Here is a 20,081-nt window from a genome sequence, read left to right on the forward strand (position 1 = left end):
TAACGGGGAAGCAATCGAATCTGAATCCAATGAATATTCGGAAAAATCGCAAAATTTAGGCAACAGGTCATAAAGAAATGGAGAGTGTTATGTCAATATTTAGGAAGTTAGGTTGGTTTTTTAAACAAGAAAAGAAACATTATTTGTTAGGCGTAGGCTCTTTAGTCTTGGTCGCCTTGGTACAGTTGGCACCTCCCAAAGTTATCGGGATCATCATCGATGAGATTGCGGAAAAAGAGATCTCGATGCAGACGATCTTTTTTTGGGTCATGATCTTGATTGCTTCAGCCATCGCTCAATACGTGTTTCGTTTTGTCTGGCGAACGCATATCTGGGGCAGTGCCGCTCGGCTAGAAAAAACGTTACGCAGACAGCTATTTGCACATTTTACAAGGATGGATCAGTTGTTTTATCAAAAGCATCGGACAGGTGATTTGATGGCCCATGCCACCAATGACTTGAATGCCATCCAAAATGTGGCAGGGGCAGGGATCTTGACCTTTGCCGATTCCTTCATCTCGGGAGGGGCAACCATCATTGCGATGGTTCTCTTTATCGACTGGCGGTTAACGATCATTGCTCTATTGCCGCTGCCTTTCTTAGCAGTCATGGCACGGGTTCTTGGCAGCAAATTGCATGATGCGTTTCGTGACTCGCAAGAAGCCTTTTCTTCCATCAACGACAAAGCCCAAGAAAGTATTACTGGGATGAAAGTCATCAAAACCTTTGGACAGGAAAAAGAGGACATCGCTGATTTTCAAACCAAAATCGACCATGCCATCATCAAAAACCGCAAAGTCAATTTTCTGGATGCCTTGTTTGATCCGTTTATTACGATCATTATCGGAATCTCCTATGTGCTGACGATCATCGTTGGCGGCAATTATGTTATGGATGGTACCATCTCGATCGGTCAATTGGTATCCTTCATCAGTTATATCGGTATGTTAGTTTGGCCGATGTTTGCCATCGGACGTCTGTTTAATGTGCTGGAACGAGGCAATGCTAGTTATGATCGGGTTGCCGAATTGTTGGCGGCAAAGACCCATATTATTGAAGCTAAAGATGCGGTCGATGCCCCAGCCCAAGGAACGGTGAACGTTCAAATCAATGATTTTCACTATCAAGGAGATGATTTTGCCCTGCAAGACATCCACTTTACTTTGCCAGCGGGTCAGACACTAGGTGTCGTCGGGAAAACCGGTGCTGGAAAAACCTCTTTGATGAAGCTCTTATTGCGAGAGTATGATTCATTTGACGGGGCGATCACCTTCGGGGGCATTGACAGCAAGCAATACTCCTTGAATGCTCTTTTGGGGTCGATCGGTTATGTTCCGCAAGATCATTTCTTATTTTCCATGACGATTCGAGACAATATCCGCTTTGCGCAACCACGGGCTTCTCAAGCAGAAGTGGAAGCAGCTGCTGGATTGGCAGTGATCCACGAGGATATCAGTCAGTTTCCTGAAGGGTACGAAACGATGGTGGGGGAACGTGGTGTTTCTCTTTCTGGCGGACAAAAACAGCGGTTATCCATTGCCCGTGCTTTGATCACTGATCCCGAATTATTGATTTTAGATGACGCCCTTTCAGCAGTAGATGCCAAAACGGAAGAAGCTATTTTACAACAGTTGCGGACGTTCCGTCAGAATAAAACAACGATCATTGCTGCCCACCGCCTAAGTAGTGTCAAGCACGCAGAAGAAATTCTGGTGATCGACAATGGGAAAATCAGTGAACGTGGGACCCATGAACAATTATTGGCTGCAAATGGCTGGTATAAAAAAATGTGGGACAAACAGCAACTAGAAGCCAAAATCGAAGGGAGTGAAGCCTAATGCAAGAATCAGAATGGAGTAAATCGATTCCCTTTAAAGAGCAAAAAAACATCATCAAACGAATGTTTCTTTTTGCCAAGCCATTTCGGAAAACCTTCTATGCAGCGATCTTTTTTGCTTTTGTGTTATCGATCGTCAATATCCTGTTGCCTTTGATCATTCAAACCTTTATGGATAATTATTTGACCAATCAAACGGCGACCCAGCAAGTCATTTATTTCTTTGCTGCATTGTATTTCTTTGGGGTGTTAGTAAAAGCTGTGATTTGGTTTTTCCAATGGTTCCTTTATTCGATGGGTTCTTTAAAAACCTATCAGTATATTCGAGCAAAATTATTTGAAAAATTGCATAGTCTTGGGATGCGCTATTTCGATCAGACGCCAGCGGGTTCGATCGTTTCACGGGTCAGCAACGACACAGAAACGTTGTATGAATTTTGGTATGTCTTCTTGATGGTATTGACAGGAATTTTTGCGGTGGTTTCTTCTTTTGCCGCCATGTTCCGCATCAACGTCAAAATTGCCTTACTGAACTTGATTTTTCTGCCGATCCTAATGGTAGTCATCTGGTATTATCAAAAATTCAGCTCTCGTATCTATCGTCAAATGCGGGAAAAACTGAGTCAGCTGAATACGAAATTGAATGAATCGATTTCTGGTATGCAGATCATTCAGCAATTCCGTCAAGAGGCGCGGCTGAATGAAGAATTCGAAGCGACCAACGATGATTATTTGAAAACTAGATACGCTATGATCCGCACGAATGCGCTGCTATTATCACCAATCATTAGTTTGTTGTATGCCTTAGCGATCGCCTTGTCGTTGACGGTCTTTGGGTTTGATGCCTTAGAATCGCCCATTGAAGTCGGGTTGATTTTCGCCTTTACGACCTATATTCAAGGATTCTTTAATCCCATGACACAGATGATGGATTTTCTCAGCGTCTTTACTGATGGGATGGTCGCCGGCAGCCGTATTCTAAAGATTATGGATAACGAAGAATACACGCCGCAGCAAAACCCCGATGCTAGTCAAACCATCACCAAAGGAAAAATCGAGTTTCGCGATGTCAGTTTTTCCTATGATGGTAAAAACAACGTATTGAATCATATTTCTTTCATCGCCTATCCAGGTGAGACCGTGGCTTTAGTCGGTCACACAGGAAGTGGCAAGAGCTCGATCATCAATGTGTTGATGCGTTTTTACGAATTCGGGGAAGGGCAAATTTTGATCGATGATCAAGATATCCGCGACTTCACGATGGAAGAGCTTCGGAAAAAAGTCGGACTCGTATTGCAAGACGCCTTCATGTTTTATGGGGACATCGCTGACAATATCCGCTTATTGAATCAGGACATTCGTGAGGAACAGATCGAAGCAGCAGCAAAATTTGTTCAAGCAGATGCCTTTATTCAAAAATTACCTGGTAAATACCACGCCAAAGTGATTGAACGGGGCGCCAGCTATTCAAGTGGGCAGCGACAATTGATTTCCTTTGCCCGCACCATGGTGACCGATCCGAAAGTGCTGGTCTTGGATGAGGCGACTGCCAATATCGATACTGAAACAGAAGGACTGATCCAAGAAGGGTTGGCAAATATGCGTCAAGGGCGAACCACGATCGCGATCGCCCATCGATTGTCTACCATCCGCGATGCCGAGTTGATTTTGGTGCTTGATAAAGGCTCGATCGTCGAACGAGGCACCCATGATGAACTTTTGGCTCAAAAAGGGTTGTATGCCGATATGTACCGTTTGCAGGCAAGTGAAGTTTAATAGTTTTGATAGAAACGCTAACCTTAAAGACTTTCGTTTTTAAGGTTTTTTTGTACGAAAAAAGAAAGAAGGGATGAATATAAAAATAACGAACAAAGATTGACAGCGCTTTCTACCTTTGCTATGATAAAGATAATAAAACTGGTTCTAATGGATAGTGATTGTTGATTTTTAACAAGCTAAACCTGATGAAGCTGCGGTATTTGCGCTGCTTTCATGAGGTTTTTTCTGTGTTGACTGTTGGCTCAGCAATAAAGACAAGCAATGAACCATATCCGCAATGATAAAGTAAGTGGGGGTAGGACATGAAAATCAGTAAAGTGTTAAACAATAATGTTGTGATCACTACCGATCAAAGTCAAAACGAGATTATTGTTATGGGGCGGGGGATTGCATTTAAGAAAAAAGTGGGAGATGAAATTTCTTCAGAAACGGTCGATAAAGTGTATCGCTTAGAAAATCAGACGATCTTATCTCAATTTCAAGAGCTGCTTGCTGACTTACCACTGGAATATCTTGAATTATCCAATGAGATCATTGAGTATGCTCGGCGAGAATTGTCATCCCCAATCAATGATTCCATTTACATCTCGTTGACGGATCACATGCACTGTGCCATTGAACGATCGAAAAAAGGAATGACGGTCAAAAATGTCTTGTTGTGGGATATCAAGCGTTTTTTCCCCGATGAGTACCAAATAGGTTGTAAAACAGTAGAGAAAATCAAAGAACATTACGGGATTCAGCTGCCAGATGACGAAGCTGGCTTTATTGCTCTGCATCTCGTCAATGCGCAAACTGAGAATGGTGACCAAGGCAATATTGCTGAACTAACCCAAACGATGCAAGACATCATAAATATTGTTAAATATTTTTTCAAAACAACCTTTGATGAAGAGTCCGTTTATTTTTATCGCTTCACTACGCATTTGAAATTTTTTGTTTCAAGAATGCAAAACCATACTACTCATGTGGATGAAACCGATGAAGATCTTTTGGCTATGGTCAAAGTGAAGTATCGAAATGCGTATCAATGCGTGCAAAAAATCGCTGAGCTATTAGAAAATCAGTATCAGTATCAAATGTCCAGTGACGAAAGTTTGTATTTAACGATTCATATTGCCAGACTTGTGCAAAAAAATCGTTGATTGAAAAAAACAAGAAAGGAGAAGGATTTTTTGATTCATGAGAAGGTGTCGAAAAAGAAAAATTTCTTCGCAATGATTCTTATCAAACATCAGCTTCAAGACATCTGACCATGCAGCAAGAAATCAAAATAAGAAAACATTTTGGATAGTGACATTCAGTTGGCTAAACCTTCAATACAAAAAAATTGGAGGAATCAAAAATGGGAAAATATCGTGAATTAGCAGAAAAAATCGTAGCAAATGTCGGTGGAAAAGAGAACATTAATAGCTTGACGCATTGTATCACACGCCTGCGTTTTAAATTAAAGGATGAAGGCGTCGCAAATGATGAAGTCTTAAAGAACATGGATGGGGTAGTGACGGTCATGAAGAGTGGCGGTCAATACCAGGTGGTTATCGGAAACCATGTACCTGATGTCTATGCAGAAGTGATCGATGTAGCAGGAATCAGTGGTGATGCTGAAGAAACAGCTTCAGGTGGCAACTTGTTTGATCGTTTGATCGATATTTTGAGCGGCTGCTTCCAACCCTTCTTAGGGGCTTTGTGTGCGGCGGGGATGATCAAAGGACTAAACGCACTGTTGCTTTTTATTGGTACAACAGGCTTGATCGATTATACAACGACGACTGGTACCTATGTGATGTTTAATGCGATCGGCGATTCGATCTTCATGTTTATGCCAGTGATTTTAGGATATACGTCAGCGAAAAAGTTTCGCTTAAATCCAATGGTGGGAATCGTGATCGGGTCAGCGCTTTGTTACCCAACAATTCAAGGATCTGCTTTGCAAGCCGCATTTCTTGCAGGCGCTGGCGAGGGAGCTGCTGCACCGTATAGCTTGTTAGGCTTGCCTGCGTACGAAACGTTTTTAGGAATTCCGTGGGTTGGCGCAACGTATACTAGCAGTGTGGTGCCGGTCATCTTTATCATTGCCTTTGCTGCGCAAGTTCAAAAATTTGCGAAAAAAATCATTCCTTCTGTTGTCCAAACGTTCTTAGTGCCGTTCTTGGTTCTCTTGATTGCATTGCCAATTGGTTTTTTGGTGATTGGACCTGTGATCAGTATGTTGACGGATCTTTTGAGCGCAGGATTTGAAGCGCTGATGGACTTTTCACCAGCTGCCTATGGCTTGTTGCTAGGTTTCTTCTGGCAAGTACTGGTTATTTTCGGTTTGCATTGGTCAGTTGTTCCGCTACACATTATGCAAGTGACACAACTAGGCTACAGTCAGATTTTGGTAGCATCATTTGGTGCCAGCTTTGCTCAAACAGCTGTAGTGATGGCGATGTACTTTAAACTGAAAGATAAAAAACTGAAAGCACTATGTCCACCAGCTATTATCTCAGGGCTTTTCGGTGTAACGGAGCCAGCGATTTATGGGATCACGTTACCGAAAAAAATGCCGTTCTTCTACTCAATGATCGGTGGTGCGGTCGCAGGTGCCTTCTTGATGATCAATGGAACAACGAGCTACACCTCTGGTGGGTTAGGGGTCTTTGGCATTTTCAACTACATCACTCCAGAAGGCGACGCTAGTGGCATGTGGTTCTCTGTCTTCGGAATCTTGATCGCTGCAGCGATTGGCTTTGGTTTGACCATGGCTTTCTGGAAAGATGATGCAGTGGAAGAAGAAATCGCAGAAGGACAACCAGCGATGACTGTTCGAAAAGAAGTGATCACTTCTCCAGTAGAAGGAACGATCGCGCCACTAAGCAGTGCCAAAGATGAAGCCTTTGCTCAAGGAGTGCTAGGAAAAGGCATCCTGATCCATCCTTCAAAAGGCGAAGTTGTGGCTCCTTTTGATGGTACTGTGATGACATTGTTCCCAACCAAACATGCCATCGGGTTGATTTCTGAGAATGGTTTAGAACTTTTGATCCATATTGGTTTGGATACTGTTCAATTGAATGGTGAGTTCTTTGAAGCGCATGTGAAGCAAGGCGATAAAGTCACTCGTGGGCAAAAATTGATCAGCTTTGATAAAGATGCATTGATCAAAGCAGGATTCAATATTGAGACCCCAGTGCTAGTGACCAACTCAGCGGATTATTTGGATATCATCGAGTCTGACAAACGAGAAGTTGGTTGTTCCGATGACTTGATCACGGCTTTAGTTTAGGAAATGTTTACTTGCAAAACAGCTATATAAGGATAAAAGCGATCGGTCGTGAAGGCTCGATCGCTTTTTGACAGTCATTTAATTGGGAAACAGTGAGTCTTTATAATGAAGGTTTTTATCATAGGTTGGTTCAGCGATTATCGTTGATGAAGTGGGGCGCTTATCATACGCCATCCCAATATCGATCAAATGCTGCAGATTTTTCTCATAGTGCTCCGAAAAGACGACTGCATACAACAAATCTAGCAAGTAGCAAACTGAGGTATTGATCGTAAAATTCGCGATCTTTGAATACAGCCTTTCTCTTGTTGTGATATTTAAGACACAATCGCTTAATTTCGCTAACGCATTCTCGCCAATACTAGTCATCCCAATGATGGAGACCTGCCGTTCGGCGAGGATCTTACCGATTTCTTTAACCATTTTGTTTTCACCTGTGTAAGAAATCAAAATCGCGGTCGTATCGGAGGTACAGTTGGATGCCTCATAGGCACTTTCGCCGAAGGTATCGCAGACGTGGATACTTTTTCCTAAACGCCGCATCTTCAAAACAAAGTCTTGAGAAATCAAGGTGTTGGCATTGCTGGCGAAAATCCTGATATGATTGGCATTGAGCAACGATTGTTTCGCTTTTTGTAATTCATCATGATGGATCAAGGAAAGCGTATCTTCGATCGTTGTTTGTTCAAGCTTTGCCAACTTTTTGGCGATGGTCATAATCCCGTCATGGGAAGAGAAGGGAAAGTTCGCATCCACATCGGTAAAATGGCTGCTCATATATGTTTGCTCTTCCACAAAGGCCGTTTTTAAGTCGAGCCAACCATTGAAGCCTAATTTTTTGGCGATCCGAATAAAAGTAGAAGGATGAACATAGGTTTTTTCAGATAATTCCTTGATGGTTTGATCCGCCATCGCGGTCGGATTGGCTAATAAATAATCAATCAACGATCGTTCGGCGGGTGCTAGTTTGATTTGGCGCATTTTTTCTTGTAACAACATGGTATATATGCTCCTTTTTACATTTTTTTATTATTATTTGTAAATGGTTTTTACAGAAATTCGTTTTTATTCAGTACCTAGCAAATCGTTTACATCCTAATTATTCCTTATTTTATGCTCTTTGTAAATCTTTTTTACAAAACACCTGCAAGCAGAAGCAAGATTTGCAAACGCTTTTTCTAAATATGCTATTTACATTGAATCAAATGTTTTTATGAATGATAATAAGAATGTAAATAAAATAGCAAAGGAGCAATACAATGACAAAAGGAATTAAAATTGCAACCATTGGTGGCGGCAGCAGCTATACCCCGGAGTTAATGGAAGGCTTTATCAAACGCTATGAAGAATTGCCGATTCGTGAGATTTGGCTAGTAGATATCGAAGCAGGAAAAGAAAAATTAGCAATCGTTGGTGCGATGGCACAACGGATGTGGGATGCGTCACCCTACGATGTAAAAATCCACATGACATTGGATCGAGAAGAAGCGTTAAAAGATGCTGATTTCGTTACGACTCAATTCCGAGTAGGATTGCTGAATGCCCGTATCAAAGATGAACGAATTCCTGCCTATTACGGCATGATTGGTCAAGAAACCAACGGCCCTGGTGGTATGTTCAAAGCGTTTCGTACGGTTCCAATCATTCTTGAAATCGTTGAAGACATGAAACGCTTGTGTCCCGATGCCTGGTTGATCAACTTTGCGAATCCAAGCGGTATGGTGACTGAAGCAATCGTGTGTTACGGAAAATGGGACAAAGTCATCGGGTTGTGTAACGTGCCTGTCATGGCAACGATGGTTGAACCTGCGTTGCTTGGCAAAGAACCTGACGAATTGATTTACAAATTTGCAGGATTGAACCACTTCCACTGGCACAAAGTTACCGACTCACACGGCAATGACGTTACGATGGACATTATTGATAAAATGTATGAAGAAGACAATGGCTTACCGAAGAATATCTTTGATGTACCATTTTACAAAGAACAGCTGGAACAAATGAAGATGATTCCTTGCGGGTATCACCGTTATTACTATCGTCAAGAAGAAATGTTGAATCATGCGATCGAAGAGTACAAGACTGTCGGTACACGCGCACAGCAAGTGAAACAAACCGAAGCCGAATTGTTTGAGTTGTACAAAGATCCTGAATTGGATCATAAACCTGAACAGCTGCAAAAACGTGGTGGTGCTTACTACTCAGATGCAGCGTGTGAAACGATTGCTTCCATTTATGCTAATAAAAATACCCAAATCGTCGTTTCAACCAAAAATGAAGGCGCCGTTCCAGATCTTCCTGCCGATTGCGTAGTCGAAGTAACAGCTTACGTTGGCGGACAAGGTGCTAGAAATGTTGCCTTTGGTGAGTTACCGACAGCTGAAAAAGGTTGGTTACAGGTAATGAAAGCAATGGAATTATTAACGATCGAAGCAGCTGTGACGGGGGATTACAATATCGCATTACAAGCCTTCACCATCAACCCATTGGTTCCATCAGGTGATACGGCAAAACGTGTCATGGACGAACTGTTTATTGCCCACAAAGATCACTTGCCTAAATTTAAGGAAACGATCGCACGTCTTGAAAAAGAAGGCGTAGAAGTACAAGATGAAGTAGCCCGCGAACTTGATCGCGAACTAGTTAAATAAAGAGAAAGTAGGAAAGAAACATGGCATTTAGAAAAGACTTTTTATGGGGCGGCGCAACAGCTGCCAATCAATGTGAAGGAGGCTACCAAGAAGGCGGACGCGGCTTGGCAAACGTTGACGTGGTACCGATCGGCAAAGATCGTTTTCCAGTCATTACTGGTCAAATGAAAATGTTCGATTTTGATGACGAACATTTCTACCCAGCAAAAGAAGCGATCGATATGTATCATCGCTACAAAGAAGACATCGCGCTATTTGGCGAAATGGGCTTTAAAACCTACCGTTTGTCGATCGCTTGGAGTCGGATTTTCCCTAAAGGGGATGAAACAGAACCAAATGAAGACGGCTTGAAGTTCTATGAAGATCTTTTCAAAGAATGCCACAAATATGGGATCGAACCATTAGTAACGATCACTCACTTTGATTGCCCAATGCATTTAGTTGAAAAATACGGGGCATGGCGTTCTCGTGAATTGGTCGGATTCTATGAAAACTTGTGTAACGTGATTTTCAACCGTTACAAAGGATTAGTAAAATACTGGTTGACCTTCAACGAAATCAACATGATTCTCCATGCGCCATTTATGGGAGCAGGTCTTTACTTTGAAGAAGGCGATAACGTTGAGCAAGTGAAATACCAAGCGGCTCACCATGAGCTATTGGCCTCTGCGATTGCAACGAAAATCGCTCATGAAGTCGATCCTGAGAACAAAGTAGGCTGTATGTTAGCTGCTGGCGCATACTATCCATATACAAGCAAACCAGAAGATGTCTGGGAATCACGCAAAGCAGATCGCGAAAACTATTTCTTTATTGATGTTCAATCACGTGGGGAATATCCACAATATGCGCTGAAAGAAATGGAACGCAATGGGATCGAAATCAAAATGGAAGAAGGCGACCTTGAGCTGTTGAAAGCTCACACCGTAGACTTTATTTCCTTCTCTTACTATTCTTCCCGCGTATCAACCACGGACGCTGAATTATTAGAACAAACGGCTGGCAATATTTTTGCCTCTGTGAAAAACCCATACTTGGAAGCAAGTGAGTGGGGGTGGCAGATTGATCCACTTGGTTTGCGCATCACAATGAATGACATTTATGATCGCTACCAAAAACCATTGTTTATCGTTGAAAACGGCTTAGGAGCTGTGGATACACCAGATGCAGATGGCTATGTGGAAGATGACTACCGGATCCAATACTTGGCAGAGCATATTCAAGCAATGAAAGATGCGGTTGAACAAGATGGTGTCGACTTATTGGGTTACACGACTTGGGGTTGTATCGATTTAGTTTCAGCTGGAACAGGTGAAATGAAAAAACGCTATGGTTTCATTTATGTGGACCGTGACAATGAAGGAAATGGCACCTTGAAACGAACAAAGAAAAAATCATTTGATTGGTACAAACAAGTGATTGCTTCAAACGGTGAAGATTTATCGAATAACTAATTGTAAGAAGCTGCAGTTGATCCCTTAGAGAAATCTAAGTAGATCGACTGCAGTTTTTTTAAAGTCTTTTTAAAAACTATTGAAACGAATGATTTGTATAAGTAGAAATGGCTGTTCAGAGATTATTGATAACCGACAATGAAAATGCTGTAAAAGGCTTGCGTTGCAGCAATTACAAAAAAAGGCGACCTTAAGCATGACATGTTTTGTCCTTAAGGTCGCCTTTATCCATTTTTTAAAGAACTTTTTCAATTTCTGGAATCATTTTTTGAGGATTGGTTTGTGGAGCAAAACGCTCCACGACTTTACCTTGGCGGTCCACCAAGAATTTCGTGAAATTCCATTTAATGGCTTTGCCTAATGTACCCGGTGCTTCTGCTTCCAAATAGCGAAACAAGGGATCTGCGTCTTTGCCATTGATCACCGTTAACTTGTGCATCGGAAAATCAACACCATAGGTGGTTCGGCAAGCGGCTGCGGCTTCTTCGGCTGAGTCGACTTCTTGTTTGAACTGGTCAGAAGGAAACCCTAGAACGACCAACCCTTGGTCTTTATAGGTTTCATAAAGACTTTGTAATTCTTTGAACTGCGGGCTCAACCCGCACTTTGTAGCTGTATTGACGATCACCAGCGGTTGACCTTCGTAGTTTGCTAGCGAATAAGTTTCGCCGTTTTCTAATGTTGCTTGGTAGTCATAGATTGACATAGCAAACGCTCCTTTTAATGTAAATCATAGTCGATAGTTTCTGAGATAAGTATAGAGCAAAGTCTTCAAAAAAACCAAGCAAACTTCTTGGCGCATTTTATTTCTTATAAAAAACAAAAAATCCAGCGGCCGTTGGGACCACTGGACTCTTATTATGCTTCTGGTAAGACTTCTGGTTCTGCTTCTTGTGGATGAACGACAGATTTAGTTTTCCATACCCCAGAATGCCAGCGATAGATCATTAAGACGCTGCGCAATGCTTCGTCAATGGCATAAGCGATCCAAACGCCGATCAAGCCAAATTTAAAGACGATGGCCAGTGAGTAGGAAAACGGTAAGCTGATGACCCATAGAACAATTAGGCTGCAGATCAATGGGAACTTCACGTCACCACTTGCATTTAATGAACCAACTAGGATCATATTGACTGCACGCGCTGTTTCTAAGACGATCTCTACTAAAAAGACACCTTTAGCAATCTCGATTACTTCGGTATTGGAAGTAAAGATCCCCATGATCGGTTCAATAAATAGATAGGTCAATAAGCAGATCGTTACCGAGGCGATGATCCCGATCACCATCGTGCGCATGCCTCGCTGATGCGCACGATCGAATTCACCCGCACCGACATTGCGGCCAATCATGATTTGGTTTCCTTGACTTAATGCGGAGGCGATCAAATAAACAAATTGGGTGATAGCTGTTACGTAAGATTTTGCAATCAAGACACTTGCGCCAAGTTGAGCCACGATCATCGTCACCACGACTTGCGCTCCTTGATAGGAAAGAGACTCGCCAGAAGAAGGCAATCCGTAAGTCAAAATGTTTTTCATCACGCCCCAAGAGACATTCGAGAAACGGGCAGATAAAACAGAAAAATTCACATGTTTCTTCAGCAACATGGCGGCAATTAGTAAACCGATCGAATTACCAAAGACGCTAGAAAATGCCAATCCAGTCACACCGAAATTCGGTAAACCAAAGGGGCTGTATAAGACAAAGTAATTGCCAATGACGGCTAGGATACTAGCAAACATCGGTACCAATAACGCAGGTTTTGTGAAACTGTGGCTACGCATGACAGCAATTATGACCGCCGTGATCGATGAAAGGAACAGACTTCCGCCATACACTTTTAAGTATCCATGACCTAAAGCAACTAATTCAGCATCTAAGCCCATGAATCGCAAAAGGTAGGTTGAGCCGAAAAGGAACATCAAGCTGATCAAAATCCCGATGAACAATGACCCAAAAAGAGCGGTATTGATGACTTTCGGTATCTGGTCGCGTTTTTTCGCACCAATCAATTGTGCGATAATGATCTGAGTACCCACGGTGATGAAACCGTAAATAAAGACCGTTAAATTCAATAGTTGATTGGCAGCACTGACGGCCGCTACTGCTGGCTCGGAATAATGAGAAATCATCCAAACGTTGACATTCCCAATAACGACCCGCAAAAATAGCTCAACAAAAATCGGCCAGCTGAGAAAAATCAGTTCACGGTCTGATTTTCCTAAAAGTTTTTTCTTATTCAATTGTAAGGACTCCTTATTTTCTATATAATAGACGTATCGTGAAAATTTTACAAAAATTGAAAAGAAAGTCAATGTAATTTTCAAAAGTAAAAGCAGGAATATCTTATTATTTTTTGTAAGCAGATGAGTTGAAAGAATTTGCTTTTGAAAGTAAAGTATGGGTAGTCCAAATTGGAGGGAAATATATGTATGATGTAATTATCATCGGCGCAGGCCCTGCGGGGATGACAGCAGCGCTTTATGCGTCAAGATCGAATTTATCAGTACTAATGATTGAACGAGGAGCACCTGGCGGACAAATGAACAATACGGCTGAGGTTGAAAACTATCCTGGCTTCGAATCAATATTAGGCCCTGAACTAGCATTTAAAATGTATGAAGGTGCCATTAAATTTGGTGTTGAAAATGCCTATGGGATCGTTCAAAGCATCACGGATCAAGGTGAGTTCAAAGAAGTTGCCACCGAAGACAAAACCTATCAAGGGAAAACAGTCATCATTGCCACAGGATGTGTACATAGAAAGTTAGGCGTCAAAGGCGAAGAAGAATTCGCAGGACGCGGAGTTTCATACTGTGCGGTTTGTGACGGTGCCTTTTTCCGTAACAAACGCTTGATCGTTGTTGGTGGAGGCGACTCAGCAGTCGAAGAAGCTATCTACTTAACGCAATTTGCTTCTGAAGTAACGATCGTTCACCGTCGTGATGAATTACGAGCACAAAAAATCATCCAAGACCGCGCATTTGCCAACGAGAAAATCTCTTTTATTTGGGATTCTGTTGTGGAAGAAATCAAAGGCAATGAGATGGTCGTAACTGGCGTGCAAATCAGAAACGTAAAAACGGATGAAGTGACAGAAGAAGCTGCTGGCGGTGTCTTTATCTATGTTGGTTTAGATCCGTTGACAGAACCATTCAAAGCTAGCGGTATCACGAATGATGCTGGCTGGATCTTAACAAATGATCAGATGGAAACTTCAATTCCTGGTGTTTACGCGATTGGCGATGTTCGTGAAAAAGGCTTGCGTCAAATCACAACGGCAGTCGGCGATGGCAGTATTGCTGGTCAACAAGTGTTTGATTTTATTGAAACACAAAAGGATGCTCAATTAACAAAATAATCTAATGGGGTTAGCTGTTATTTTTAAAGTGTAAATCACTTTTGATAGCAGCTTTTTTTATTTTTCGTTTGGTTATTCTTTGAGAAATCTGTAAGTAGTGTTATACTAATTTTAGAGCATTTTAACGGAAAAAGGAGAGGTTATTTTATGGCATGGGAACAAACATTTAATCAATGGAAAAACAGTGAACACTTAGATCCACAATTAAAAGAACAATTGACCGCATTAGAAGCAGATCCTGCGATGTTAGAAGACGCTTTTTATATGCCTTTGGAATTTGGGACTGCTGGCATGCGAGGGATTTTAGGACCTGGTATCAATCGGATGAACATTTATACGATTCGTCAAGCAACGGAAGGCTTGGCTCGCTTTATGGATACACAAGATCCCGAAACAAGACGTCGTGGCGTAGCGATTGCCTATGATTCCCGTCATTTTTCACCTGAGTTCGCGATGGAAGCAGCAAAAACATTGGCAAAACATGATATTCCAGCCTTTGTCTTTGAAAGCTTACGTCCGACGCCAGAATTATCTTTTGCTGTGCGTTACTTAAAAACCTTTACTGGAATCATGATCACTGCTTCTCACAATCCAGCCGAATACAATGGCTACAAAGTATATGGGGAAGATGGTGGGCAAATGCCACCAGCAGATGCGGATGCATTGACAAAATTTGTTCGGGAAATTGAAAATCCGTTGGAGATTCCTGTATTAAGTGAAGAAGAAGCCAAAAATAGCGGCTTGATCTCTATTATTGGCGAAGAAATCGATACTGCCTATCTGAAAGAAATCAAAGAAGTCACGATCGATCAAGAATTGATCGATACGGTGGGCAAAGATTTGAAACTTGTCTATACACCACTTCACGGAACAGGGCGGATGCTTGGCGAGAAAGCGTTGAAACAAGCTGGTTTCCAACAATTCATTATTGAACCCTCTCAAGCGGTTGCTGATCCAAACTTCAGCACAGTAAAATCACCGAATCCAGAAGAGCACTCTGCCTTTGAATATGCGATTGCTTTAGGAGAAAAAGAAGGTGCTGACCTATTGATCGCAACAGATCCAGATGCCGATCGCTTAGGGGCTGCAGTAAGAATGCCAGATGGCAACTACCAAGTCTTGACAGGTAACCAGTTAGGTGCATTGATGATCCGTTACATTTTAGAAGCCCATAAAACAGCTGGAACATTGCCAGAAAATGCAGCAGTCTTAAAATCGATCGTTTCTAGTGAATTGCCAACAGCGATCGCTAAAGCCTACGATGTTGATATGATCAATGTTTTAACTGGCTTTAAATTTATTGCCGAAAAAATCCAACAATTTGAAAAAGACCATTCTCAAACTTTCATGTTTGGCTTTGAAGAAAGCTATGGCTACTTAGTTAAACCATTTGTACGGGACAAGGACGCGATCCAAGCGCTCGTTTTATTAGCAGAAGTGGCTGCTTTTTACAAACAATCAGACAAAACATTGTATGATGGTCTGCAAGATATTTTTGAAGAGTACGGCTACTATGCAGAAAAAACGATTTCTGTAACGATGAGCGGTATGGAAGGGGCAACTAAGATTGCTGCCTTGATGAAGACTTTCCGTGAAAAAGCACCTTCTGTCTTCGCAGGAACCCCTGTCGTGCAAACAGAAGACTTTAAATTGTTGACTCGTGTGGGCTTAGATGGTCACCAACAAAAAATGACCACACCGCCTTCTGATGTTTTGAAATACACCTTGGAAGATGAAAGCTGGATTGCTGTTCGTCCTTCTGGGACCGAACCTAAAATCAAGTTTTATATTGGTGCAAAAGGCGAAACGGCAGAAGCAGCAGAACAAAAAATTGCTGATCTGCAAGCAGCGATCGAAGAAATCACAGGTGAATAAAGTCATCTGATGTCTTCATAATCAAAAAAATTACAATTGGCTGAATGATCCGAGTGGTAGAAAAAGAAGCGTTCGCTTCCCTCAGCAAACAGCGGTTGAGGGACCGAAGCTTCTAAAGGGAATTTTCTGACGCTTGGATCTATTCTTGTCTTTTAGCTCGTTTCTTCTCCTTGATCGTCGAGCATTGATTGACAAGCTGTCTATCAAGGGCTAAAATGCAAAAGGAAATAAGAGAGGATGTGGCGCGATGACTACGCCGAAACTAGAAGAAATTCAGCAAGTAACACAGATTTTTAAAATGCTTAGTGATCCCACTAGACTAAAAATTTTGTTGTCTCTTCAAGAAGGAGAGCGCAATGTCACTTCGATTGCAGAACAAGTACATATGGAACAATCAGCAGTTTCTCATCAGCTGAAACTTTTGAAAGATAATCGGATCGTAAAGTCGGAAAGACAAGGAAAAACCATCCTTTATAGTCTTGATGACAAACATGTTGTGGATATTTTGCAAAAAACATTCGAACATATCCATCACCGTTAAAACTAGGGCGAGAATTTCTCAAAAGTCCTAGTTTTTTCTTATTGTTTTTGGTATGCTAGTGGAAATATTAAAATTAGATGAACGGTTTTTAATAACGTTTTCAGTTAGGGGGCATTATGGGTAAGCAATTGAACATTGGATTATTAGGAATGGGTGTTGTCGGCAGCGGGGTATGCCAAGTGTTGGCAGAGCAAAAAGAAGCCATTCTGGCACGCACAGGAGTCAGTGTGCAAATCACGAAAGCATTAGCTTCGCCTTACGAGGATAAGTCTGCGTTAGCGGCTAAGTACGGGTTTGCGTTGACGAATGAGGCAAATGAGTTGTTTGAAGATGAGACCATCGACGTAATTGTGGAATTGATCGGGAAGATCGATCCGGCAAAAGCGTTTATTTCAGCTGCTTTAGAAAATAAGAAGCACGTTGTGACGGCAAATAAAGACTTGATTGCCACCCATGGACCTGAACTGCTGGCAATCGCTGAAAAAGCCGGGGTGTCTCTTTATTATGAAGCCAGCGTGGGTGGTGGCATTCCGATCTTGCGTACATTGAGCACCCACTATCTGCCTGATACCATCACAGGAATTTTTGGCATCGTCAATGGGACGACCAATTATATGCTGACAAAAATGACGGAAGATGGCATGACCTATGAAGATGCTTTGTCACAAGCCCAAGTAAAAGGTTTTGCCGAATCAGATCCTACTAATGATGTTGACGGTATCGATGCAGCTTATAAAATGGTGATCCTGACTAAATTTGCTTTTGGGAAAACGATCTATGTTGCTGATGTGGCAACAAAAGGCATCCGCGGCTTAGCTGTGGCAGATATTAAGCAGGCACAAGCCATTGGTTATGAAGTGAAGTTGATCGGTGCAGCACAAAAGACAGTTGACGGTTCCCTTACTGTGTCAGTTGGACCTGTATTAGTGCCGAAAAACCATGCGTTAGCGACGATCCAAAACGAGTTTAATGGCATTTTTATCGAGAGTGAAGGCATCGATCAATCAATGGTTTATGGACCAGGAGCAGGATCACGACCGACGGCCACCAGCGTGGTAGCGGATTTGACCGTTTTAGCAAAAAATAAAAGCTTTGGGATCGTTGAACCTTTTCTAACTTTTGAAAAAGAAACAGCATTAGCATCTGTAGAAGAAGTTCCTAGCCGGCATTATGTGTCGTTTTCAAGTCAAGAGATCAAAGGGAACGCTCTTCCAGAATGGTTTGCGTTTGAGCAAACGGTGTTCAACGAAGCAGAGCAACGAATAGCTGGAATCACCAATCTAATGAGCGAAAAAGAGCTAACAGAAAAACTCGCAACTTATACCGATGCACAAGACATACAAATAATGAAAGTGATGGAGGAATAAACATGTATCAAGGATTATTGCATCAATACAAGGAATATCTGCCAGTCAACGAAAATACACCAGCATTGTCGCTGGCTGAAGGCAACACGCCGTTGATTCCCTTACCAAGCCTTTCCAAGGAATTAGGGATTCAATTGTATGGAAAATACGAAGGGCTGAATCCGACAGGCTCTTTTAAAGACCGAGGGATGGTCATGGCGGTGGCAAAAGCGGTGGAAGAAGGTGCCAAAGCAATCGTCTGTGCATCGACAGGAAATACCAGTGCGGCAGCAGCAGCTTATGCGACCAGAGCGGGGATCAAAGCCTATGTTGTTATTCCAGATGGCAAGATCGCTATGGGAAAATTGGCGCAAGCGATCGTTTATGGAGCCGACATCATTTCGATCCCAGGAAACTTTGATGAAGCGTTAAAAGCAGTACGAGATATTGCAGAAACCGAAGCCGTGGCGCTAGTAAACTCAGTCAATCCTTATCGTTTAGAAGGACAAAAAACAGCGGCCTTTGAAGTATGCGAACAATTAGGACAAGCACCGGATGTTCTTGCGATTCCTGTCGGTAATGCAGGGAATATCTCGGCATATTGGAAAGGGTTCAAAGAATGGCATGAGAAAAAAGGCACCGCGTTGCCAAGAATGCATGGGTTTGAAGCTGAAGGTGCTGCTGCGATCGTCCGTGGTGAAGTCATCGAACAACCAGAAACGATTGCTACAGCGATTCGGATCGGCAATCCAGCCAGCTGGCAGTTGGCAGAAGCCGCTCGTGATGAATCAAATGGACACATCGATGCAGTAACCGATGAGGAAATTTTGAATGCTTACCGTAAAATTGCTGCGCAAGATGGTGTGTTTATTGAACCAGGCTCAGCTGCCTCGCTAGCTGGTGTCATCCAGCACGTGAAAGCAGGGAAAATCAAACCAGGTGAGACTGTCGTTGCCGTCTTTACTGGAAATGGTCTGAAGGATCCTGATACAGCTATCAAAGCGACAGAAGTAACCATCAATAAGATGAGTGATTTAGAAGAAATGCGTCAGCATCTTCGTGAAGGAGTTGCCAATCTATGAAGATCCGCGTTCCTGCAACCAGTGCGAACTTAGGGCCTGGTTTTGATTCCTGCGGGATTGCCCTGTCAAAGTATTTGTTCATTGAAGTTTTAAAAGAAAACGATACGTGGGAAATCATCCATGAGCTAGGTTCAGAGATCCCAACGGATGAAACCAACTTGCTTTTGCGTGTGGCACTGAAATTAGCACCAAACATGAAGCCTTTGAAAATCCGAATGAGTTCGGACATTCCTTTGGCAAGAGGCTTAGGCAGCAGTTCCTCGGTGATCGTCGCCGGGATTGAACTAGCCAACCGCATGGCCCACATGAATCTGAGTGCAGCACAAAAGCTTGAGATCGCAACTGCCATCGAAGGGCATCCTGACAACGTTGGACCAGCGATTTATGGAGATTTTGCGGTTGCTGCTTACGACCATCAGCACAAGCATACGTATTTAGTCAAGCATCATTTTCCAGAGTGTGAGATCATTGCCTATATTCCTCATGAAGAACTGTTGACTGAAGCAAGTCGTCAAGTCTTGCCGCAGACCCTTTCGCACGAGCAAGCTGTCGAAGCCAGTGCGATCGCCAACGTGATGATCGCAGCGGTCATCAATGGCAATCTGCCTCTTGCAGGAAAATTGATGCAACAGGATCGTTTTCATGAAGCCTATCGGGAAAAGCTTGTGCCGCACTTGTCGACCATTCGCCAAATCTGCGAAGAAGAAGGCGGCTATGGCTGTTTCTTAAGCGGCGCAGGTCCTACGGTCTTAGCGATCGTCCCAGAGGAACGGGCAGAACGAATCTCAAAACTTTTGCATGCCTTGGAGAGCAATGCGTATATCGAACAATTACAAATCGATCGTGAAGGGCTGCAAGTGTTCTAAAAGAGAATAATAAATGAGCCACA

At 42.5% G+C, this 20,081-nt stretch carries 15 protein-coding genes; 12 read left to right on the forward strand and 3 right to left on the reverse strand.

The window, feature by feature from the left end; genetic code table 11:
• The first annotated feature begins 89 nt into the window (after positions 1–89).
• From IGI96_RS14620 to IGI96_RS14635, 4 genes are all read left to right on the forward strand, one after another.
• Positions 90–1,838 carry an ABC transporter ATP-binding protein gene (locus IGI96_RS14620; protein WP_042890950.1) on the forward strand — a complete coding sequence of 583 codons (1,749 nt, stop codon included), beginning with the start codon at positions 90–92 and terminating at the stop codon, positions 1,836–1,838.
• Positions 1,838–3,613, forward strand: coding sequence for an ABC transporter ATP-binding protein (locus tag IGI96_RS14625; RefSeq protein WP_010748035.1), 1,776 nt, complete (start codon positions 1,838–1,840; stop codon positions 3,611–3,613). Before IGI96_RS14620 ends, IGI96_RS14625 begins: the two co-directional genes overlap by 1 nt.
• Positions 3,614–3,918: 305 nt before the next feature.
• The gene (gene licT, locus IGI96_RS14630) at positions 3,919–4,761 is read left to right on the forward strand and encodes a BglG family transcription antiterminator LicT (RefSeq protein ID WP_005225819.1); all 843 of its coding nucleotides are present in this window, start codon (positions 3,919–3,921) and stop codon (positions 4,759–4,761) included.
• A 200-nt stretch (positions 4,762–4,961) separates the two neighbouring features.
• Positions 4,962–6,881, forward strand: a complete 1,920-nt coding sequence (locus tag IGI96_RS14635; RefSeq protein WP_074931551.1) for a beta-glucoside-specific PTS transporter subunit IIABC — start codon at positions 4,962–4,964, stop codon at positions 6,879–6,881.
• 78 nt (positions 6,882–6,959) lie between these two features.
• Here the strand turns inward: IGI96_RS14635 and IGI96_RS14640 are convergent, their stop codons facing one another.
• Positions 6,960–7,880, reverse strand: a complete 921-nt coding sequence (locus IGI96_RS14640; RefSeq protein ID WP_010748037.1) for a MurR/RpiR family transcriptional regulator — start codon at positions 7,878–7,880, stop codon at positions 6,960–6,962.
• A gap of 260 nt (positions 7,881–8,140) precedes the next feature.
• On the opposite strand from IGI96_RS14640, the gene IGI96_RS14645 reads away from it, so the two are divergent.
• Together IGI96_RS14645 and IGI96_RS14650 are read left to right on the forward strand one after the other, a co-directional pair.
• Positions 8,141–9,532, forward strand: coding sequence for a 6-phospho-beta-glucosidase (locus tag IGI96_RS14645; RefSeq protein WP_438785280.1), 1,392 nt, complete (start codon positions 8,141–8,143; stop codon positions 9,530–9,532).
• A gap of 20 nt (positions 9,533–9,552) precedes the next feature.
• Positions 9,553–10,986: a 6-phospho-beta-glucosidase gene (locus IGI96_RS14650; protein WP_008378424.1), complete on the forward strand. Its 1,434-nt coding sequence runs from the start codon at positions 9,553–9,555 to the stop codon at positions 10,984–10,986.
• Positions 10,987–11,221: 235 nt separating this feature from the next.
• Here the strand turns inward: IGI96_RS14650 and IGI96_RS14655 are convergent, their stop codons facing one another.
• The gene (locus IGI96_RS14655) at positions 11,222–11,692 is read right to left on the reverse strand and encodes a glutathione peroxidase (RefSeq protein ID WP_016610263.1); all 471 of its coding nucleotides are present in this window, start codon (positions 11,690–11,692) and stop codon (positions 11,222–11,224) included.
• Positions 11,693–11,844: 152 nt separating this feature from the next.
• Positions 11,845–13,230 (reverse strand): MATE family efflux transporter, encoded by a 1,386-nt coding sequence (locus IGI96_RS14660; protein WP_034858018.1) that lies wholly within the window; start codon positions 13,228–13,230, stop codon positions 11,845–11,847.
• A gap of 185 nt (positions 13,231–13,415) precedes the next feature.
• Between IGI96_RS14660 and trxB the strand changes: the two genes are divergently transcribed.
• The 6 genes from trxB to thrB all read left to right on the forward strand — a co-directional run bounded on the left by trxB (position 13,416) and on the right by thrB (position 20,058).
• Entirely contained in the window at positions 13,416–14,348 is a 933-nt protein-coding gene (gene trxB, locus IGI96_RS14665; protein ID WP_015509534.1) for a thioredoxin-disulfide reductase, read from the forward strand.
• Between the two features lie 147 nt (positions 14,349–14,495).
• Entirely contained in the window at positions 14,496–16,223 is a 1,728-nt protein-coding gene (locus IGI96_RS14670) for a phospho-sugar mutase (RefSeq protein WP_086338326.1), read from the forward strand.
• 247 nt (positions 16,224–16,470) lie between these two features.
• Positions 16,471–16,764 carry an ArsR/SmtB family transcription factor gene (locus IGI96_RS14675; RefSeq protein WP_005225828.1) on the forward strand — a complete coding sequence of 98 codons (294 nt, stop codon included), beginning with the start codon at positions 16,471–16,473 and terminating at the stop codon, positions 16,762–16,764.
• A gap of 116 nt (positions 16,765–16,880) precedes the next feature.
• Positions 16,881–18,131, forward strand: coding sequence for a homoserine dehydrogenase (locus IGI96_RS14680; RefSeq protein WP_086338325.1), 1,251 nt, complete (start codon positions 16,881–16,883; stop codon positions 18,129–18,131).
• A gap of 2 nt (positions 18,132–18,133) precedes the next feature.
• Positions 18,134–19,192 (forward strand): threonine synthase, encoded by a 1,059-nt coding sequence (gene thrC / locus IGI96_RS14685; protein WP_005225830.1) that lies wholly within the window; start codon positions 18,134–18,136, stop codon positions 19,190–19,192.
• Entirely contained in the window at positions 19,189–20,058 is an 870-nt protein-coding gene (gene thrB, locus IGI96_RS14690) for a homoserine kinase (protein ID WP_005225831.1), read from the forward strand. The genes thrC and thrB overlap by 4 nt, the downstream gene beginning before the upstream one ends.
• Positions 20,059–20,081 lie beyond the last annotated feature (23 nt).

The organism is Enterococcus sp. DIV0421, from assembly GCF_051713745.1.
Classification (GTDB): Bacteria; Bacillota; Bacilli; order Lactobacillales; family Enterococcaceae; genus Enterococcus_D; species Enterococcus_D casseliflavus.